17 protein-coding genes are annotated in these 15,867 nt (G+C 65.5%); 9 read left to right on the forward strand and 8 right to left on the reverse strand.

Annotated elements, in window-relative coordinates:
- Positions 1-3: 3 nt before the first annotated feature.
- From ACEN9P_RS15875 to ACEN9P_RS15890, 4 genes are read right to left on the reverse strand one after another with little or no spacing between them, the layout of a single operon-like run.
- Positions 4-1,218: a vWA domain-containing protein gene (locus tag ACEN9P_RS15875; protein ID WP_074576492.1), complete on the reverse strand. Its 1,215-nt coding sequence runs from the start codon at positions 1,216-1,218 to the stop codon at positions 4-6.
- 19 nt (positions 1,219-1,237) lie between these two features.
- Complete coding sequence (locus ACEN9P_RS15880) at positions 1,238-1,825, reverse strand: GNAT family N-acetyltransferase (protein ID WP_477662373.1); 588 nt, start codon at positions 1,823-1,825, stop codon at positions 1,238-1,240.
- A gap of 2 nt (positions 1,826-1,827) precedes the next feature.
- The gene (locus ACEN9P_RS15885; RefSeq protein ID WP_413325310.1) at positions 1,828-2,055 is read right to left on the reverse strand and encodes a hypothetical protein; all 228 of its coding nucleotides are present in this window, start codon (positions 2,053-2,055) and stop codon (positions 1,828-1,830) included.
- A gap of 16 nt (positions 2,056-2,071) precedes the next feature.
- Positions 2,072-2,926, reverse strand: a complete 855-nt coding sequence (locus ACEN9P_RS15890; RefSeq protein ID WP_007863108.1) for an AAA family ATPase — start codon at positions 2,924-2,926, stop codon at positions 2,072-2,074.
- Between the two features lie 136 nt (positions 2,927-3,062).
- Between ACEN9P_RS15890 and ACEN9P_RS15895 the strand changes: the two genes are divergently transcribed.
- Positions 3,063-3,716, forward strand: coding sequence for a c-type cytochrome (locus tag ACEN9P_RS15895; RefSeq protein WP_074576499.1), 654 nt, complete (start codon positions 3,063-3,065; stop codon positions 3,714-3,716).
- A 55-nt stretch (positions 3,717-3,771) separates the two neighbouring features.
- Here ACEN9P_RS15895 and ACEN9P_RS15900 read toward each other — a convergent pair whose 3' ends face one another.
- On the reverse strand, positions 3,772-4,206 hold the full coding sequence (locus tag ACEN9P_RS15900) for a DUF1841 family protein (RefSeq protein ID WP_092131785.1): 435 nt from the start codon (positions 4,204-4,206) through the stop codon (positions 3,772-3,774).
- Positions 4,207-4,397: 191 nt separating this feature from the next.
- Between ACEN9P_RS15900 and ACEN9P_RS15905 the strand changes: the two genes are divergently transcribed.
- Complete coding sequence (locus ACEN9P_RS15905; RefSeq protein ID WP_074576503.1) at positions 4,398-4,619, forward strand: hypothetical protein; 222 nt, start codon at positions 4,398-4,400, stop codon at positions 4,617-4,619.
- A gap of 6 nt (positions 4,620-4,625) precedes the next feature.
- Here ACEN9P_RS15905 and ACEN9P_RS15910 read toward each other — a convergent pair whose 3' ends face one another.
- On the reverse strand, positions 4,626-5,429 hold the full coding sequence (locus ACEN9P_RS15910) for an IclR family transcriptional regulator (RefSeq protein ID WP_477662372.1): 804 nt from the start codon (positions 5,427-5,429) through the stop codon (positions 4,626-4,628).
- A gap of 113 nt (positions 5,430-5,542) precedes the next feature.
- Between ACEN9P_RS15910 and ACEN9P_RS15915 the strand changes: the two genes are divergently transcribed.
- The 6 genes from ACEN9P_RS15915 to ACEN9P_RS15940 all read left to right on the forward strand — a co-directional run bounded on the left by ACEN9P_RS15915 (position 5,543) and on the right by ACEN9P_RS15940 (position 12,557).
- The gene (locus ACEN9P_RS15915; RefSeq protein WP_074576507.1) at positions 5,543-6,259 is read left to right on the forward strand and encodes a 3-oxoacid CoA-transferase subunit A; all 717 of its coding nucleotides are present in this window, start codon (positions 5,543-5,545) and stop codon (positions 6,257-6,259) included.
- A complete protein-coding gene (locus tag ACEN9P_RS15920; RefSeq protein WP_477662370.1) occupies positions 6,256-6,903 on the forward strand; it encodes a 3-oxoacid CoA-transferase subunit B in 648 nt (215 codons plus the stop codon). Before ACEN9P_RS15915 ends, ACEN9P_RS15920 begins: the two co-directional genes overlap by 4 nt.
- Before the next feature lie 34 nt (positions 6,904-6,937).
- Positions 6,938-8,140, forward strand: coding sequence for a 3-oxoadipyl-CoA thiolase (gene pcaF / locus ACEN9P_RS15925; protein WP_495619787.1), 1,203 nt, complete (start codon positions 6,938-6,940; stop codon positions 8,138-8,140).
- A 106-nt stretch (positions 8,141-8,246) separates the two neighbouring features.
- Positions 8,247-9,002, forward strand: a complete 756-nt coding sequence (locus ACEN9P_RS15930) for a sulfite exporter TauE/SafE family protein (RefSeq protein WP_477662368.1) — start codon at positions 8,247-8,249, stop codon at positions 9,000-9,002.
- Between the two features lie 164 nt (positions 9,003-9,166).
- Positions 9,167-10,057 carry an adenylate/guanylate cyclase domain-containing protein gene (locus ACEN9P_RS15935; protein WP_477662367.1) on the forward strand — a complete coding sequence of 297 codons (891 nt, stop codon included), beginning with the start codon at positions 9,167-9,169 and terminating at the stop codon, positions 10,055-10,057.
- 199 nt (positions 10,058-10,256) lie between these two features.
- The gene (locus ACEN9P_RS15940; RefSeq protein WP_495619788.1) at positions 10,257-12,557 is read left to right on the forward strand and encodes a serine/threonine-protein kinase; all 2,301 of its coding nucleotides are present in this window, start codon (positions 10,257-10,259) and stop codon (positions 12,555-12,557) included.
- 39 nt (positions 12,558-12,596) lie between these two features.
- Here the strand turns inward: ACEN9P_RS15940 and kefC are convergent, their stop codons facing one another.
- Both kefC and kefF read right to left on the reverse strand, forming a co-directional pair.
- Positions 12,597-14,447, reverse strand: a complete 1,851-nt coding sequence (kefC, locus tag ACEN9P_RS15945) for a glutathione-regulated potassium-efflux system protein KefC (RefSeq protein ID WP_477662365.1) — start codon at positions 14,445-14,447, stop codon at positions 12,597-12,599.
- Positions 14,447-15,151, reverse strand: a complete 705-nt coding sequence (kefF, locus tag ACEN9P_RS15950; RefSeq protein ID WP_495619789.1) for a glutathione-regulated potassium-efflux system oxidoreductase KefF — start codon at positions 15,149-15,151, stop codon at positions 14,447-14,449. Before kefF ends, kefC begins: the two co-directional genes overlap by 1 nt.
- 47 nt (positions 15,152-15,198) lie before the next feature.
- Here kefF and ACEN9P_RS15955 point away from each other — a divergent pair, with 47 nt between their 5' ends.
- Positions 15,199-15,816, forward strand: coding sequence for a nucleotide-binding protein (locus ACEN9P_RS15955; protein ID WP_477700930.1), 618 nt, complete (start codon positions 15,199-15,201; stop codon positions 15,814-15,816).
- Positions 15,817-15,867 lie beyond the last annotated feature (51 nt).

Below are 15,867 nucleotides of genomic sequence, written 5' to 3' on the forward strand. Positions count from 1 at the left end.
CTCTTATTTGGAGAGCATGCGCATGGCTTCCTCAAGCCCTTTGATGGTCAGCGGGTACATGCGCTGGTTGACCAGCTGCTGGATCACGCCAATGCTTTGCCGGTATTGCCAGACGCCTTGCGGCTCGGGGTTGATCCAGGCGAACTTGGGGAAGGCGTTGGTCAGGCGCTGCATCCATTCGGCGCCGGCTTCCTCGTTGTTGTATTCCACGCTGCCGCCGGGCTGCAGGATTTCATAAGGGCTCATGGTCGCGTCGCCGACGAAGATGAGTTTGTAGTCCTTGTTGTACTTGCGGATGATGTCCCAGGTCGGGAATTTTTCGCTGAAGCGGCGGCGGTTGTTCTTCCACATGAAGTCGTAGACGCAGTTGTGGAAGTAATAAAACTCCAGGTGCTTGAACTCGGCCTTCACCGCCGAGAACATTTCCTCGACGCGGTGTATGTGCTCGTCCATGGTGCCGCCCACGTCCATGAGCAGCAGCACTTTCACGTTGTTGTGGCGCTCGGGCACCATCTTGATGTCCAGCCAGCCGGCATTGGCCGCGGTGGAGCGTATGGTGTCGTCCAGGTCCAGCTCCTCGGCATTGCCCTGGCGCGCGAACTTGCGCAGCCGGCGCAGCGCGACCTTGATGTTGCGCGTGCCCAGCTCCTGGGTGTCGTCGTAGTCCTTGTAGGCGCGCTGGTCCCAGACTTTCACCGCGCTCTTGTTGCGGCTTTTTTCCTGGCCTATGCGTATGCCTTGCGGGTTGAAGCCGTTGGCACCGAAGGGCGAGGTGCCGCCCGTGCCTATCCATTTGCTGCCGCCTTCGTGGCGCTCTTTCTGCTCTTCAAAACGCTTTTTGAGCGTTTCCATGAGCTCGTCCCAGCCCATTTTTTCGATCTTGGCCTTTTCCTCGGGGCTCAGTTCGAGTTCGAGGTTTTTGCGCAGCCATTCGAGCGGGATGTCTTTCGTGAAGTCGGCCAACATCTCGACGCCCTTGAAGTAGGCGGCGAAGGCGCGGTCGAACTTGTCGTAGTTTTTTTCGTCCTTCACGAGCACGGTGCGGCTCAGGTAATAGAAGTCGTCGATCTTCCAGGCGCCTTCACCTTGTTGCCCCTCGAGCTTGTCGCTGTTGGGCCCGACCACGCCGGCCTCCAGCGCTTCCAGCAGCATCAGGTATTCCTTGACGGAGACCGGCAGCTTGGCCGAGCGCAGGGTGTAGAAAAAATCGATGAGCATGGAGAACTCCTGGTGCGCTTCAGGCTCGAGGTTTGTCCAGTAAATAGAGCAGTTGTGCCTTGACCTCTGGCCATTCGCCGGCGGCCAGGCTGTACATCACGGTGTCGCGTATGGTGCCGTCGCGGCGCAGCGCATGGCCGCGCAGCACGCCGTCCTTGCGCGCGCCCAGGCGTTCGATGGCGCGCTGCGAGGCGTGGTTGAAGTTGTCGGTGCGCCAGCCCACGATGTTGCAGCCCAGGGTTTCGAAGGCATGGGTGAGCATCAAGAGCTTGCAGGTGGTGTTGACATGGGTGCGCTGGCAGCGCGCGGCGTACCAGGTGTAGCCGATCTCGACGCGCTTGAGGTTGGGCACGATGTCGTGGTAACTCGTGGAGCCCAGCACCTCGCCGCTGGCCGCATCGGTCACCGCGAAGGCGAAGCGGTTTTCTGTGGCCAGGGCGGTTTCGATGTAGCCACGGGTTTCATGCGGCTCGGGCACGGAGGTGATGCGCAGCTTCCAGAGCTCGCCGTCGGCGGCCGCGGCCTTCAGGCCTGCTTCATGTTCCAGCGCGAGGGGCACCAGGCGCACGCCGCGCGCCTGCAGTGTCACGGGTTCGACAAAAGCCATGCTCAGTTTTCTCCTTCGGGTTTTTGCCGTTTCCTCCAGCGCCTGGCCAGCTGCAGGCCCAGGCCGCCGCCCAGGCCCACCAGCACGATGCCGCCTATGGCGGCATTGCCGTAGCCGTCCGCAAAAATATCCAGGCCCAGCAGGCGGCCGGCCCAGAAGCCCAGCAAGGCGCCGCCAACAAAACCGACCGCGTCGGACAGGCCTTCGAGCAGCAGGGATTTTTGGTTCATGAATCGGCCCTGTGCTTCAGCGGTTGTTGCGCTGCATGAAAACCAGCTTCTCGAACAGGGTCACGTCCTGCTCGTTCTTGAGCAGCGCGCCCACCAGCGGCGGCACAGCGACCTTGTCGTCCTTGCTTTGCAGGGCGTCCAGCGGAATGTCCTCGGCGACCAGCAGCTTGAGCCAGTCCAGCAGCTCGCTGGTCGAGGGCTTCTTCTTGAGGCCGGGCAGGTTGCGCACGTCGTAAAACGTTTTCATCGCGGCCGTCAGCAGTTCCTTCTTCAGATCCGGGAAGTGCACGTCCACGATCTGCTTCATGGTGTCGGCGTCGGGGAACTTGATGTAGTGGAAAAAGCAGCGGCGCAAAAACGCGTCAGGCAGCTCTTTCTCGTTGTTGGAGGTGATGAACACCAGCGGGCGGTGCCTGGCCTTGATGAGTTCGCGTGTTTCATACACATAGAACTCCATGCGGTCGATTTCACGCAGCAGGTCGTTGGGGAATTCGATGTCGGCCTTGTCGATCTCGTCGATCAGCAGCGCCACCGGCGTTTCCGAGGTGAAGGCCTGCCAGAGCACGCCCTTGACGATGTAGTTGTGGATGTCCTTGACCTTCTCGCCGCCGTCCACCGTGGACAGCTGTGAGTCGCGCAGGCGCGACACCGCGTCGTATTCATAGAGGCCCTGCTGCGCCTTGGTGGTGGACTTGATGTGCCATTGCAACAGCGGCAGGCCCAGGGACTGGGCCACTTCCTCGGCCAGCATGGTCTTGCCGGTGCCGGGCTCGCCCTTGACCAGCAGCGGCTTTTTCAGGGCGGCGGCAGCGTTGACGGCGAGCATCAGGTCCTGGGTGGCGACGTAGTTTTTTGAGCCTTGAAATTTCATGTTCTTGGGTCAGGGAGGTGATGGTGGAGCGGGCTTTTGCGGGGTCTGGCCGGCAACAGGTGCCTGGCCGCGGCGGGCCCAGATATAATCCAGGGTTGTTTTATACGATGAATCCCCACCTGATTGTGCGCGCAAAATGAATAAGCTGTTCACCACGATATTCGCCGTTGCTGTCTCTTGTGCGACGGCTGCCAGCCTGGCCCAGGAGATCAAGGGCGACGCCAAGGCCGGCGAAACCAAGAATGCCATGTGCATAGGTTGCCACGGCATCAAGGGCTACCAGGCCTCTTTCCCCGAGGTCTACAAGGTGCCCATGATTTCCGGCCAGGGCGCCAAATACATCACCGCCGCGCTCAATGAATACAAAAAAGGCGAACGCAAACACCCGACGATGCGCGCCATCGCCGACTCCCTGACCGACCAGGACATCGCCGACCTCGCCGCCCACTACAGCGCCGACGGCGCGGGCGAGCCGGCCAAGGCCGCCAAGGAGCCCAGCACCGAAGTCAAGGCCCTGCTGGCCAAGGCCAATTGCGCCTCCTGCCACGGCGACAACTTCAGCAAACCGATTGACCCGGCTTACCCCAAGATCGGCGGCCAGCACGCCGACTACCTGTTCGTGGCGCTCAAGGCCTACAAGACCGAAAACAACCCCAAGGTCGGCCGCGGCAACGCCATCATGGCCGGCATGGCCAAGCAGTACACCAATGCCGAACTCAAGCAGCTGGCCAACTACCTGGCCTCTGTGGACGGCGATCTGAAGACCATTCCGCAGAAGAAATTCCGCTAAGCCGGAGTCTCCCGCACACAAAAAAGCCGCTTCACCAGGCGGCTTTTTTTATTGTCTAGTCTTTAGTGGCCCTGCGTTGCACGCAATCGATATAGGCCGCACCGTCAGGCGGGCGCCCCGCGCGCTGGCTTTCCCAGACCATCTGCCCCAGGCAGTCCATGGTTTCGTGGTGGGCGTCATGCAGGGAGTTGCGCCTGGCCGTCAGCAGTTCCACCGCCTGGCGTATGCCGCGCGGCTGGTCTATGGAGCATTGCTCGCTGATGGACAGGTGCATGGACAGGTGCAGAAATGGGTTGGTCTTGCCGGCCTCCACGTCGTACATTTTTTCGAGTGCGGCGTCGGCATCGGCGAAATCCGCGTGGTATTCGGGGTGCTCTTCAATCCACTGGCTGGCGATGGTCTCAATCGCCTCCATGGGCTGGCCGGCGCGGGCCTTGGCATAGACGGAACAGAAGAAGCGCCGGACGTCGGCTTGCGAGGGCGTGAACATGGGCGAAAGCGTATCACGCAGGGGTTTTCCACTGCCGGCGTGTGCCTGTTTTCAGCGCTTGGGCCACAGGGGCCGCGGGCTGCGTCCTACAGACAGTTTGCGCGTCCCTGCCTACGCTGCTACCAGCGAGTGGCGCAGTTCCGGGGCGGGGCCACTCCCACCATTCACAGCCCGGCGAGGAGATCGACACCATGAACGCAGCACGCATCACAGGCATCGTCCTGATTGTTTTGGGCCTGGCCGGCTTTTTCACCGGCGGCTTCAGCTTCACCAAGGACACCACCGCCGCCAAGATAGGCCCGATACAGCTGACCGTGAAAGAAAAAGAGTCGGTCAATATTCCGCAGTGGCTGAGCCTGGGTGCCATTGTTCTGGGTGCTGTCGTCCTGGTCGTTGGCTTCAAGAAGTCCTGACCCGCCTCAACTGCGCTGAACGCTTAGCAGGCGCGAGATCGCCTGGGCCGCTTCGAGCAGCTGCGGCAGCATGGTCTCCTGCATGGCCTTGGCGCTGGTGCGGTTGGCCTGGCCGCTGATATTGAGGGCGGCCACGGTCTGGCCGGCGCGGTTGGTAATGGGCGCCGCCATGGACACCAAACCTTCCTCGAGTTCCTGGTTGACCAGCGACCAGCCCTGCTTGCGCACCTGGGAGATTTTGGCCGCGAGTTCCTTCACGTCGGTCACGGTGTATTTTGTGCGCGCCTCCAGCGTGGAGGCCTGCAGGCACTTCATGAGTTCGGCCTCGGGCAGGGCCGACAGCAGCATGCGGCCCATGGAGGTGCAGAAAGCCGGCAGGCGCGAGCCCACGCCCAGGCTGATGCTCATGATCTTGTGTGTGGGCACGCGCAGCACGTAGACGATGTCCGTGCCGTCCAGCACGGCGGCCGAGCAGGATTCCTTGACCTCGGCGACCAGCGCTTCCATCACCGGTTCGGCCAGGTTCCAGATCGGCATGGACGACAGATAGGCAAAGCCCAGGTCCAGGATGCGCGGCGTGAGGCTGAAAAGCTTGCCGTCGCTGCTGACATAACCCAGTGTTTCCAGCGTCAGCAAGATGCGGCGCGCGCCCGCGCGGCTCAGGCCGCTGCGCCCGGCGACTTCGGTCAGCGTCTGGCGCGGCGCGTCGGCGCTGAAGGAGCGTATGACCTCCAGCCCGCGCGCGAAGGACTGCACATAGCCGTCGCCCGGCTTGTGGGCTGTGGTGGGCGTGGATGCGGCGTTTGCCATGGTGGGCGAAATCTCCTAAAATTCATTATACGAACTCTTGTTCTAATGTCGAACAATATTTTGGCGCTGGCCGATGCTTCATTGGCCTGGCCGCCGTTCCTGGAGACGATTGAATGATCAACAAGATTGCCGCTTCCGTCGCCGACGCGCTGGCGGACGTGAAAGACGGCGCCACGGTGCTGATAGGCGGCTTCGGCACCGCGGGCATTCCCAATGAGCTGATCGACGGCCTGATAGCGCAGGGCGCCAAAGACCTCACGGTGGTGAACAACAACGCGGGCAATGCCGAAGTCGGCCTGGCCGCGCTGCTCAAGGCCGGGCGCGTGCGCAAGATCATCTGCAGCTTCCCGCGCCAGGCCGACAGCCAGGTGTTTGACGGCCTGTACCGCAGCGGCAAGCTGGAACTCGAACTGGTGCCCCAGGGCAACCTGGCCGAGCGCATTCGCGCGGCGGGCGCCGGCATAGGCGCCTTCTTCTGCCCCACGGGCTACGGCACCGAGCTGGCGCGCAATGCCGACGGCAGCGCCAAGGAAACCCGCGAAATCAACGGCCGGCAGTATGTGCTCGAGATGCCCATACACGGCGATGTGGCGCTGATCAAGGCCGAGCGCGGCGACCGCTGGGGCAACCTGACCTACCGCATGGCAGCGCGCAACTTCGGCCCGGTGATGGCGACGGCGGCGAAAAAAACCGTTGCCACCGTGCATGAGATCGCCGAGCTTGGCGAGCTGGATCCCGAGACCATCGTGACGCCGGGTATCTTTGTCCACCACATCGTGAAGATTCAACGCACGGCCACCCAGGCCGGCGGTTTCAAGAAAGCGGCATGACCATGACTTACCAACGCCGCAGCAAGGACCAGCTCGCCGCCCGCGTCGCGCAGGATATTTTTGACGGGGCCGTCGTGAATCTCGGCATAGGCCAGCCCACGCTGGTGGCCAACCATTTGCCGGCCGGCCGCGAGGTCATCCTGCAAAGCGAGAACGGCATCCTGGGCATGGGGCCGGCGCCCGCCGAGGGCCAGGAAGACTACGACCTGATCAACGCCGGCAAGCAGCCGGTGACGCTGCTCAAGGGCGGCGCCTTTTTCCACCACGCCGACAGCTTCGCGATGATGCGCGGCGGCCACCTCGACATCTGCGTGCTGGGCGCCTTCCAGGTTTCGGCCACGGGCGACCTGGCCAACTGGAGCACCGGCGAGCCCGGCGCGATTCCGGCCGTGGGCGGCGCCATGGACCTGGCCATAGGCGCGCGGCAGACCTGGGTCATGATGGACTTGTTGACCAAGCAGGGCGCCAGCAAGCTGGTGAGCCAATGCACCTACCCGCTGACCGGCATAGGCTGCGTCAAGCGCGTGTATTCAGACCTGGCGACACTCGAATGCACACCGCAGGGCCTGAAGCTCATAGACACCGTCGACGGCCTCACGCATGCCGAGCTTGAAAAACTGGTCGGCCTGCCGATCGCCGCTTGACGCCTGAATTCCACCCTCTTCGAAAAGACACACCATGACCCAAGCTTTTATCTGCGACGCGATACGCACACCCTTTGGCCGCTACGGCGGCGCGCTCAGCAGCGTGCGCACCGACGACCTGGGCGCGATCCCGCTCAAGGCGCTGATGGCGCGCAACCCCAAGGTCGACTGGCAGGCCGTGACCGATGTGATCTACGGCTGCGCCAACCAGGCCGGCGAGGACAACCGCAACGTGGCGCGCATGGCAGCCTTGCTGGCCGGCCTGCCCATGGATGTGCCGGGCGCCACCATCAACCGCCTGTGCGGCTCCGGCCTGGACGCGCTGGGCACGGCCGCGCGCGCCATCAAGTCGGGCGAGGCCAGCTTGATGATTGCCGGCGGCGTGGAAAGCATGAGCCGCGCGCCCTTTGTGATGCCCAAAGCCGAAAGCGCCTTCAGCCGCGCGAACGCGGTTTACGACACGACGATTGGCTGGCGCTTCATCAACAAGCTGATGAAGGAAAAATACGGCGTCGACGCCATGCCCGAAACCGCCGAAAACGTGGCGACCGACTACAAGATCAGCCGCGAAGACCAGGACAAGATGGCGCTGGCCAGCCAGCTCAAAGCCGTGGCCGCGCAAAAGGCCGGCTACTTCGACGCCGAAATCACGCCGGTGACGATTGCCCAGAAAAAGGGCGACCCCATCGTGGTGGGCAAGGACGAGCACCCGCGTGAGACCTCGCTCGAGGCGCTGGCCAAGCTCAAGGGCGTGGTGCGGCCCGACGGCACGGTGACCGCCGGTAACGCCAGCGGCGTGAACGACGGCGCCTGCGCGCTGCTGCTGGCCGATGAGGCCACCGCCGCGAAGAATGGCCTCACGCCGAAGGCGCGAGTGGTTGGCATGGCAACTGCCGGCGTCGCGCCGCGCATCATGGGCATAGGCCCTGCGCCCGCCACGCAGAAAGTGCTGGCGCTCACCGGCCTCACGATGGCGCAGATGGACGTGATCGAGCTCAACGAAGCCTTTGCCGCGCAAGGCCTGGCCGTGCTGCGTCTGCTGGGCGTGCGGGACGACGATCCGCGCGTCAACCCCAATGGCGGCGCCATCGCGCTGGGCCACCCGCTGGGCGCATCGGGCGCGCGGCTGGCCACCACGGCGGTCAACCAGCTGCATAAAAGCGGCGGGCGTTATGCGCTGGCCACCATGTGCATAGGCGTGGGGCAGGGCATCGCGGTCATCCTCGAGCGCGTCTGAGCGGCGGCATGAGGCGCTGCTGCCGGATTTCCGGCCGGCGGATAACATGGCGCCTTTCTTTCCTTGCGCCTGCACGCCACGGCCTGGGTAAACCGAAAGACATGCCGTGAGCTTCCCGCTGATCACCGACCCTTTTTTCTACGCCGTGGCGATTCCCGCCGTGCTGATGCTGGGCGTCAGCAAGAGCGGCTTCGGCGCGGGCTTTGGTTCGCTGGCGGTGCCGGTGATGGCGCTGGCCGTCACGGTGCCGCAGGCCGCCGCCATCCTGATGCCGGTGCTGCTGCTGATGGACTTGCTGGGGCTGGCGGCCTTTCGCCGCGACTTTGATTTCAAGTTCCTGAAGTTCCTGGTTCCCTTCGGCCTGCTGGGTACGCTGGTGGGGGCCTTGCTGTTCAAACTGCTGGACGCCAAGGTCGTCGCAGCCCTGGTGGGAATATTCACCTTGTTGTTTTTGGCGCAGCGCCTCTTGTTCCCGCCCCGGCCCGACAGCCCGCCGCCGCCGCGCTGGCTGGGCGCGATCCTGACGGTGACCTCGGGCTTCACCAGCTTTGTGTCGCATGCCGGCGGGCCGCCGCTGAGCGCCTATGTGATCCCCATGCGCCTCTCCCCGGTGAAGTTCACCGCCACCATGGCGGCCTTCTTTTTTGTCATCAACCTCTCCAAGTGGATTCCCTACGCCTGGCTGGGACTGCTGGACCTGCGCAACATGGCGACCTCGCTGGCCCTGCTGCCGCTGGCGCCGCTGGGTGTGTGGATGGGCGTGCGCATGGCGCGCAGCATCAGCCCGGTGCTGTTCTACCGTTTGCTCTATCTGGGCATGCTGCTGACAGGCTGCAAGTTGCTCTGGGACGGCTTCCACTGAGCACTCGCCCCTAGCGCGATTCGCCACTCGCGTCCAGAACGGCCCCTGGCCTGCGTGGGGTTTTGGGCGGGCACCCGGAGTTTTACCGGCCTGCGTTTCGCGAATTTCTGTGAGAATCACGTGGATGAGAACAATATGCTTACATTGCGTTTGACCTCCCCTTCATGACCACTGTTGTTTTCGCCGATCTTGTGGGCAGCACCAGCATGTTTGAACGGCTGGGCGATGAGACCGCGTCGCGTTTCGTGACGCAGCTCATAGGCGTGCTCAGCCAGGTCTTCGAGCAGCACCAGGGCCGGGTCGTCAAGCTGCTGGGCGACGGCCTGTTCGTGGTCTTTCCCAACGAGGGCGACGCGCTCTCGGCCTGCATCAGCATCCAGAAGCGCCTGCAGGAAAAACCCATCAAGCCCGGCGGCAGCGGCGCGCCGGTGCAGATGCAGATGGGTATCGAGTCGGGCGAAGTGGTCGAGATCGACGGCGACTGCTTCGGCGACACCGTGAATTCCGCCGCCCGCCTGGCCGACCTGGCCGGCGCCGCGCAAATCCTCACCACCGAAAACGTCTGGACCGCGCTGTTGCCGGTGCAAAGGTCGGCCCTGCGCAGCATGGGGCCCATGTACCTGCGCGGCCGGGCCGAAGCCAGCCATGTCTACCGCGTCGAATGGATGGCCGGGCGCGACGAGGACGCCACCATGGCGGGCCGCTCCATGTTCGCCTCGCCCAGCCAGGCTTTCCTCGAGCTGAGTTTTGCCGGGCAGACCCTGAGGCTGGACGCCAAAAGCAGCAAGCTGGCGCTGGGCCGGGGCGCCGATGCCGCGCTGAACCTGAACGACCCGCGGGTCTCGCGCATGCATGCCACGCTGGAGTGGCGCGGCGGGCAATTCGTGCTGACCGACGCCTCCAGCTACGGTACCTGGGTGTACCTGGGCAACCAGAGCGAAGCCGTGGTGCTGCGCCGCACCGAGTGCTACCTGGTGGGCAGCGGCCACATCGTGCCGGGCTGCGACCGCACGGACGAGAACGCGCCGCTGGTCGCGTTTGCCATCCGCAGCTGAGAACCTGCCCATGGCCGCGTATGCGGGCCGCAACAGGCGCGGCGCATCGGGAAAAGTTACGCTTTCCGAAGGCTTGTCCGCCTGGCGATGCAGGCTAGAATCGATTTTTGTTTCAAGACGTAGCCGGGCCGCTGGGTAGCCCGCAGGCCATCCCGCCTTTTTTGCCTCTTCAGCCCATCTCGCCCAATTCCACCTCCTCATGAGTCTCAAGAAGCTTGGCCGATACGATCTGATCAACGTCCTCGGCAAGGGTGCGATGGGGCTGGTGTACGAGGGGCGCGACCCCAACCTGGACCGGCGCGTCGCCATCAAGACCATCAAGGTGGAAAACCTCTCCGAGGAGGCCGCCGCCGAATACGAGGTGCGCTTTCGCACGGAGGCCCGCTCCGCCGCGCGCCTGCAGCACCCGCACATCGTCAGCGTCTACGACTCCGACCGCGACGGCGACATCGCCTTCCTGGTCATGGAGTTCGTTGACGGCGACGACCTCAAGCACCACCTGGACAAGGGCAACCTCTACACGCTGGAGCAGACCCTGGGCATCATGGGCGACCTGCTGTCGGCGCTGGAGTACGCGCACCGGCAAAGCATCGTGCACCGCGACATCAAGCCGGCCAACTTGCTGATAGAGACCAGCGGGCGGGTCAAGCTGACCGACTTCGGCGTGGCGCGCATCCAGGATTCGGGCGAGGCCACGCGCACGCAGGGCTCCATGGTGGGCACGCTCAAATACATGTCGCCCGAGCAGGTGCAGGGCCGCCCGATTGACGCCCGGGCCGACCTGTTCGCCGCCGGCATCGTGCTGTACCAGCTGCTCACGGGCAAGCGGCCTTTTGACGGCGACACCGATTTCGCGACCATCCAGCAGATCGTGGGCCACACGCCCGTGCCGCCCAGCAGCTTCAACCCCATGCTGCCCGCCGCGATCGACGCGGTGGTGGCCAAGGCCCTGGCCAAGTCGCGCGACCAGCGTTACGCCAGCGCGCAGGACTTCCTCTCGGCGCTGCAGGCCGCGGCCCGAGAAGCGGCCGACACCACGGTGCAGCCGCCGGCCATACCGGTGGGGCCGGGCAGCAACTCGACCTGGACCTCCACGCTGCTGGCCGGCGAAGCCCTGGTCGGCCTGCAGTCGGGCACCAGCGCCGACATCCCCATGGTGACGCAGGAGCTCGAGCTGGTTTACTGGAAAGAGATCAAGGAGTCCATGGACGTCGAGGACATCCAGGGCTTTCTCGCCAGGTTCCCGTCCGGCATCTATGCCGACCTGGCCCGCCGCCGCCTCAAGAAAATGGGCGTGCCGGGCGGGGAGGATTCCGACATCGGCAGGCGCCTGGGCACCGGCACACTGATCGTTCCGCGCCCGGCCGGCCAGGACACGGCCGCCGGTGCGACCCATCCGGGGGCGACCAATACCGGTGTGACCAACCCCGGAATCACCAACCCCGGAATCACCAATCCCGGGATCGCTCGTCCCGCTGTGACCAATCCTGGGGTGAGCAGTCCCGGGGCGACAAATCCAGGGGTGACAAATCCCGGCTCGGCGACCGACCTGGCCTGGAAGGCGCTCGAGGAAGCCGCGGCGCAGGCGCCGGTGGTCCCCCCGCCCTTGCCGGCCGCCCCCGCGGCCGACGACCCGGATGCCACGCGACTGGGCGCACCGGTCATGGCCGTGCCACCGGCACCGGCTGTGCCGCAGCCGCAGCCGCAGCCGCAGAGCGAGCCCTCTGAATGGCCTGAAACCGTGTTCAGCGATGCCGGCCCGGTGACGGTCCAGTTCGAGGCCGCCGAGGCAAAAGCCAAGGCCGAGGCAGTGCCCGTCACAGCCGCGAGCGCCGCCGTGCCCGAGGCCAAGCCGGAGTCCTCGCGCAAGCGCCGCAGCGCCGAGCCGGGCGCGCCCGCGAAGGCGTCCGCAGCCTCTCCTCCTTACCTGGTGTGGGGCGGGGTCGCCCTGGTGGCTTTGGTCATCCTGGGCGTAGGCGTCAGGCAACTCTCGAAACCGAAGGTGCCGGCACTGGCGGCGGCCCAGCCGGCCGCCCTGGCGGCCGATGCCGGCCAGGCGAAGCCCGCGACGCCGGCCGCTCCCCAGCCGGCGGTACAAGCCGCGCAGGCACAGCCCGCGGCGGCCGCGGCATCCGCACCGGCTGCGGCGGCATCGACGGCGGCTGCGCCGCTGTCTCCGGCCTCCAAGGCCGCGGCGGCGCAGGCCATCGCGGCCAAAAAGGCCGCCCTCGAGAAAGAGCGTCTGGCCAAACAGCAGGCGGCGCAGGCCAAACCCGGCGGCAGCACCGCCGTGCCCGCGGCAGCCGATCATGCCCCGGCACCGGCGCCATCCGCGAATGCCGGCAATCCGCGCCAGGCCTGTGAAGACCGCGTGCTGATCGGCTTCCAGATCTGCATGAATGAGCAGTGCGCCAAGCCGGCCTTCACCAACCACCCGGTCTGCGTGGACCGCCGCGCGATGGAGCAGCGCCGGCGCGAGGCCGAACAGCTCAGGCGCTGAGCCGCGGCGCCGGCCCGCAAAGGGCGGGCGTCCTCCAGTTTATTCTTCGTCCGGTGATTGCTGCTGGCCGTACCAGCCGGCGGGCCGGCGCTGCGCCTGCTGCTGGCGTTCCTGGGCCAGTTGCTCCTCAAGCTGCAGCCGGCCCTGCGTGGCCACGGCGATGACCTTGGTGCGGTCCTTGCGGTGCGGGTACATGCGTTCGAACAGCTCGAGGTTGTGCCGGCGAAAACGCATGGCGGCCTGGCGCGCCTCGTGCGGCGGCTGGCCCAGCAGTTCCAGCACGCTGCGCGCGCTGCGCAGGCTGGACTCGAAAACCTCGCGTTCGACCAGCATCACGCCGCGGTCGCGCAGCGCGTTCCAATGCGTGACGTCGCGCGCGCGGGCCACGATCTGCATCTGCGGGAAGTTCTCGCGCGCGATGTCGACGATCTTGAGCGACTGCTCCATGTCGTCCACTGACAGCACCAGGATCTTGGCGGTGGCCGCGCCGGCGGTGCGCAGCAGGTCCAGGCGCGTCGCGTCGCCGTAGAAGACGCGGTAGCCGAAGGCCCGCACGGTTTCTATCATCTCGGCGTCGTGGTCCAGCACCGTGGCCTGGACACCCTGGGCCAGCAGCATGCGGCCGACGATCTGGCCGTAGCGGCCGAAGCCGGCGATGATGATGGGCGCTTCCTGCTGCTCGGAGATTTCCTCGAGCTGCGGCAGGTTGCAGTTGGCGTAGCGCGGCACCCAGAGCTTGTCCACGGCCACCAGCAGCAGCGGGCTCAGCAGCATGGACAGCGCCACCGCGCCTATCAGCAGCGAGGCGGTTTCGGCGGAAAACACCTGGGCCCCGGCGGCTGCCTGGAACACCACGAAGGCGAATTCGCCGCCCTGCGCCAGCAGCACCGCGAACACCGGACGCTCCTGGAAGGGCAGCTTCATGAGCCTGGCCAGCCCGTAGATCACGGCGAGCTTCAGGCCCAGAAAACCCACCAGGATGACGGCCATGAGGCCGGGCGAGCGCCACAGCACGCCGAAATCGATGCTCATGCCCACGGCGATGAAAAACAGGCCAAGCAGCAGGCCCTTGAAGGGCTCGATGTCGGTCTCCAGTTCGCGCCGGTATTCGCTTTCCGCCAGCAGCACACCGGCGAGGAAGGCGCCCAGTGCCATGGACAGGCCCACGAACTGCATCAGCGCCGCGATGCTGACCACCAGCAGCAGCGAGGCGGCCGTGAAGATCTCGGGCGTGCCGCTGTTGGCGATCCAGCGCAGCAGCGGGCGCAACAGCAGGCGGCCGCCCAGGATGATGGCGGCGATCGCGCCGACGATTTTCAGCGCCTCCAGTGCCCGGCCGCTGTGGCTGGCGGCTTCGCTGTCGCCGGCCATGGCGCCCAGCAGCGGCAGCAGCGCCAGGATGGGAATGGCCGCCACGTCCTGGAACAACAGGATGGAAAAGCCCGCCTGCCCGCTCGAGGTCGGCAGCAGGTGACGCTCGCCCATGGCCTGCAGCGCGATCGCGGTGGACGACAGCGCCAGGCCCAGGCCGGCGACCAGCGCCGTCTGCCAGCCCACGCCGAAGGCCATGGCCGCGCCGGTCAGCAGGGCGGCGCAGCCCAGCACCTGCGCGCTGCCCCAGCCGAAGATGGGCCGGCGCAAATTCCACAGGCGCTTGGGCTCCAGCTCCAGGCCGATCAGGAACAGCATCAGCACCACGCCGAACTCGGCGAAATGCAGGATGTCCTGCACATTGGTGACCAGGCCCAGGCCCCAGGGGCCTATGGCAATGCCGGCGGCCAGGTAGCCGATGATGGAGCCCAGGCCGAGTTTTTTGGCCAGGGGCACCGAGATGACGGCAGCCGCTAAATAGATAAAGCTGTTGACCAGCCAGGTGGGCGCGTGCTCCATCAGGCAGCTCCCCCGGCATTGGCCGCCGCTGAATGTTCGACCAGCCGGTCCCTCATGGGCACGACGCAGGCGGCGCATTGCTCCAGGTCTTCGAGCTCGGGCCAGTCGGGATAGCTTTGCAGGCGCTGGCTGAAGGTGGCGATGTGCTCGGCCACGGCCTGCCGGCCTACGCTGTGGGCGCCGTGCAGCACCAGCGGCGGCAAAAAGCGCATGCCGCACAGGGCCGCGCTTTGTTCATAGGGCGGCAGGAAGGCATCGAAAAAATAGCGGTTGTAGCCTTGCGGGTGGTAGGAGGCCTCGGGGCCGCCCGTGGTGGCGACCAGCCACAAGTCCTTGCCCTGCAGCGCCCGGCCCCGGCCGCCTTCATCGCCGGCCTCGCCTTCGCCGTAAGCCCAGCCGTAGCTGAACACTTCGTCGAGCCAGAGCTTTTGCAGCGGGGGCATGGAATACCACTGGATGGGGTGCAGCAGCACCACCAGCTGCGCGCGTTCCAGGGCGGCCTGCTCCTTGGGAACGTCGATGGCGTAGTCGGGATAACTTGAATAAAGGTCTTGCACCTGCACCCGCGGCAGGGCCTGCGCGGCCTCCATCAAGGGGCGGTTGACCCGCGATTCGCGCCAGGCCGGATGGGCCGCAATGACATAAATGTCAGTGTTGGCCGCGCCGCCCGTGGGTTTGTCAGTGGTTGTGATAAGGCTGTCCATGCCGTTACCATAGCGGAAAAGCAAGCTTCCATAACAAGGAGATTCGCATGCCCGTGGTTGTGATCGCCAATCCGAAGGGGGGCGTCGGCAAGACGACGCTGGCCACCAACGTTGCCGGATTTTTCGCCAGCCAGGGCCATACGGTCATGCTGGGGGATGCCGACCGGCAGCAGTCTTCGCGGCTGTGGCTGGGCCTGCGCCCGCCGGCCGCCCGGCAGATCGCCACCTGGGACGTCAACGCCGACCTGATCGTCAAGCCGCCCAGGGGCACGACGCATGTGGTGCTGGACACCCCCGGCGGCCTGCACGGCTGGCGCTTCAACGACGTGCTCAAGCTGGCCGACAAGGTCATCGTGCCGCTGCAGCCCAGCGTCTTCGACATCTTTGCCACGCGCACTTTCCTGGACCAGCTCGCCGAACACAAACATGCCGGCAAGATGCAGGTCGGCATTGTCGGCATGCGCGTGGATGCGCGCACCATCGCCGCCGACAAGCTGCGCGGCTTCGTCGAAGGCCTGGGGCTGCCGGTGCTGGGCTATTTGCGCGACACGCAGAACTACATCCACCTGGCGGCCCGCGGCCTGACCCTGTTCGACGTGGCGCCCAGCCGGGTCGAAAAAGACATGGAGCAGTGGAAGGGCATCTGCGAGTGGCTGGAACGCTGAGAGCCGCTGTCGCTTGTCGCTGAGCCGACAAGGGGCGGGCGGCCGGGCCGC

This window comes from Polaromonas sp. Polasp52 (genome assembly GCF_059491565.1).

What these genes read in the sequence shown, in the direction of transcription:
- ACEN9P_RS15875 (WP_074576492.1), bottom strand. Translation starts at nt 1,218, where the DNA reads ATGCTCATCGATTTTTTCTACACCCTGCGCTCGGCCAAGCTGCCGGTC.
- ACEN9P_RS15880 (WP_477662373.1), bottom strand. Translation starts at nt 1,825, where the DNA reads ATGGCTTTTGTCGAACCCGTGACACTGCAGGCGCGCGGCGTGCGCCTG.
- ACEN9P_RS15885 (WP_413325310.1), bottom strand. Translation starts at nt 2,055, where the DNA reads ATGAACCAAAAATCCCTGCTGCTCGAAGGCCTGTCCGACGCGGTCGGT.
- ACEN9P_RS15890 (WP_007863108.1), bottom strand. Translation starts at nt 2,926, where the DNA reads ATGAAATTTCAAGGCTCAAAAAACTACGTCGCCACCCAGGACCTGATG.
- ACEN9P_RS15895 (WP_074576499.1), top strand. Translation starts at nt 3,063, where the DNA reads ATGAATAAGCTGTTCACCACGATATTCGCCGTTGCTGTCTCTTGTGCG.
- ACEN9P_RS15900 (WP_092131785.1), bottom strand. Translation starts at nt 4,206, where the DNA reads ATGTTCACGCCCTCGCAAGCCGACGTCCGGCGCTTCTTCTGTTCCGTC.
- ACEN9P_RS15905 (WP_074576503.1), top strand. Translation starts at nt 4,398, where the DNA reads ATGAACGCAGCACGCATCACAGGCATCGTCCTGATTGTTTTGGGCCTG.
- ACEN9P_RS15910 (WP_477662372.1), bottom strand. Translation starts at nt 5,429, where the DNA reads ATGGCAAACGCCGCATCCACGCCCACCACAGCCCACAAGCCGGGCGAC.
- ACEN9P_RS15915 (WP_074576507.1), top strand. Translation starts at nt 5,543, where the DNA reads ATGATCAACAAGATTGCCGCTTCCGTCGCCGACGCGCTGGCGGACGTG.
- ACEN9P_RS15920 (WP_477662370.1), top strand. Translation starts at nt 6,256, where the DNA reads ATGACCATGACTTACCAACGCCGCAGCAAGGACCAGCTCGCCGCCCGC.
- pcaF (WP_495619787.1), top strand. Translation starts at nt 6,938, where the DNA reads ATGACCCAAGCTTTTATCTGCGACGCGATACGCACACCCTTTGGCCGC.
- ACEN9P_RS15935 (WP_477662367.1), top strand. Translation starts at nt 9,167, where the DNA reads ATGACCACTGTTGTTTTCGCCGATCTTGTGGGCAGCACCAGCATGTTT.
- ACEN9P_RS15940 (WP_495619788.1), top strand. Translation starts at nt 10,257, where the DNA reads ATGAGTCTCAAGAAGCTTGGCCGATACGATCTGATCAACGTCCTCGGC.
- kefC (WP_477662365.1), bottom strand. Translation starts at nt 14,447, where the DNA reads ATGGAGCACGCGCCCACCTGGCTGGTCAACAGCTTTATCTATTTAGCG.
- kefF (WP_495619789.1), bottom strand. Translation starts at nt 15,151, where the DNA reads ATGGACAGCCTTATCACAACCACTGACAAACCCACGGGCGGCGCGGCC.
- ACEN9P_RS15955 (WP_477700930.1), top strand. Translation starts at nt 15,199, where the DNA reads ATGCCCGTGGTTGTGATCGCCAATCCGAAGGGGGGCGTCGGCAAGACG.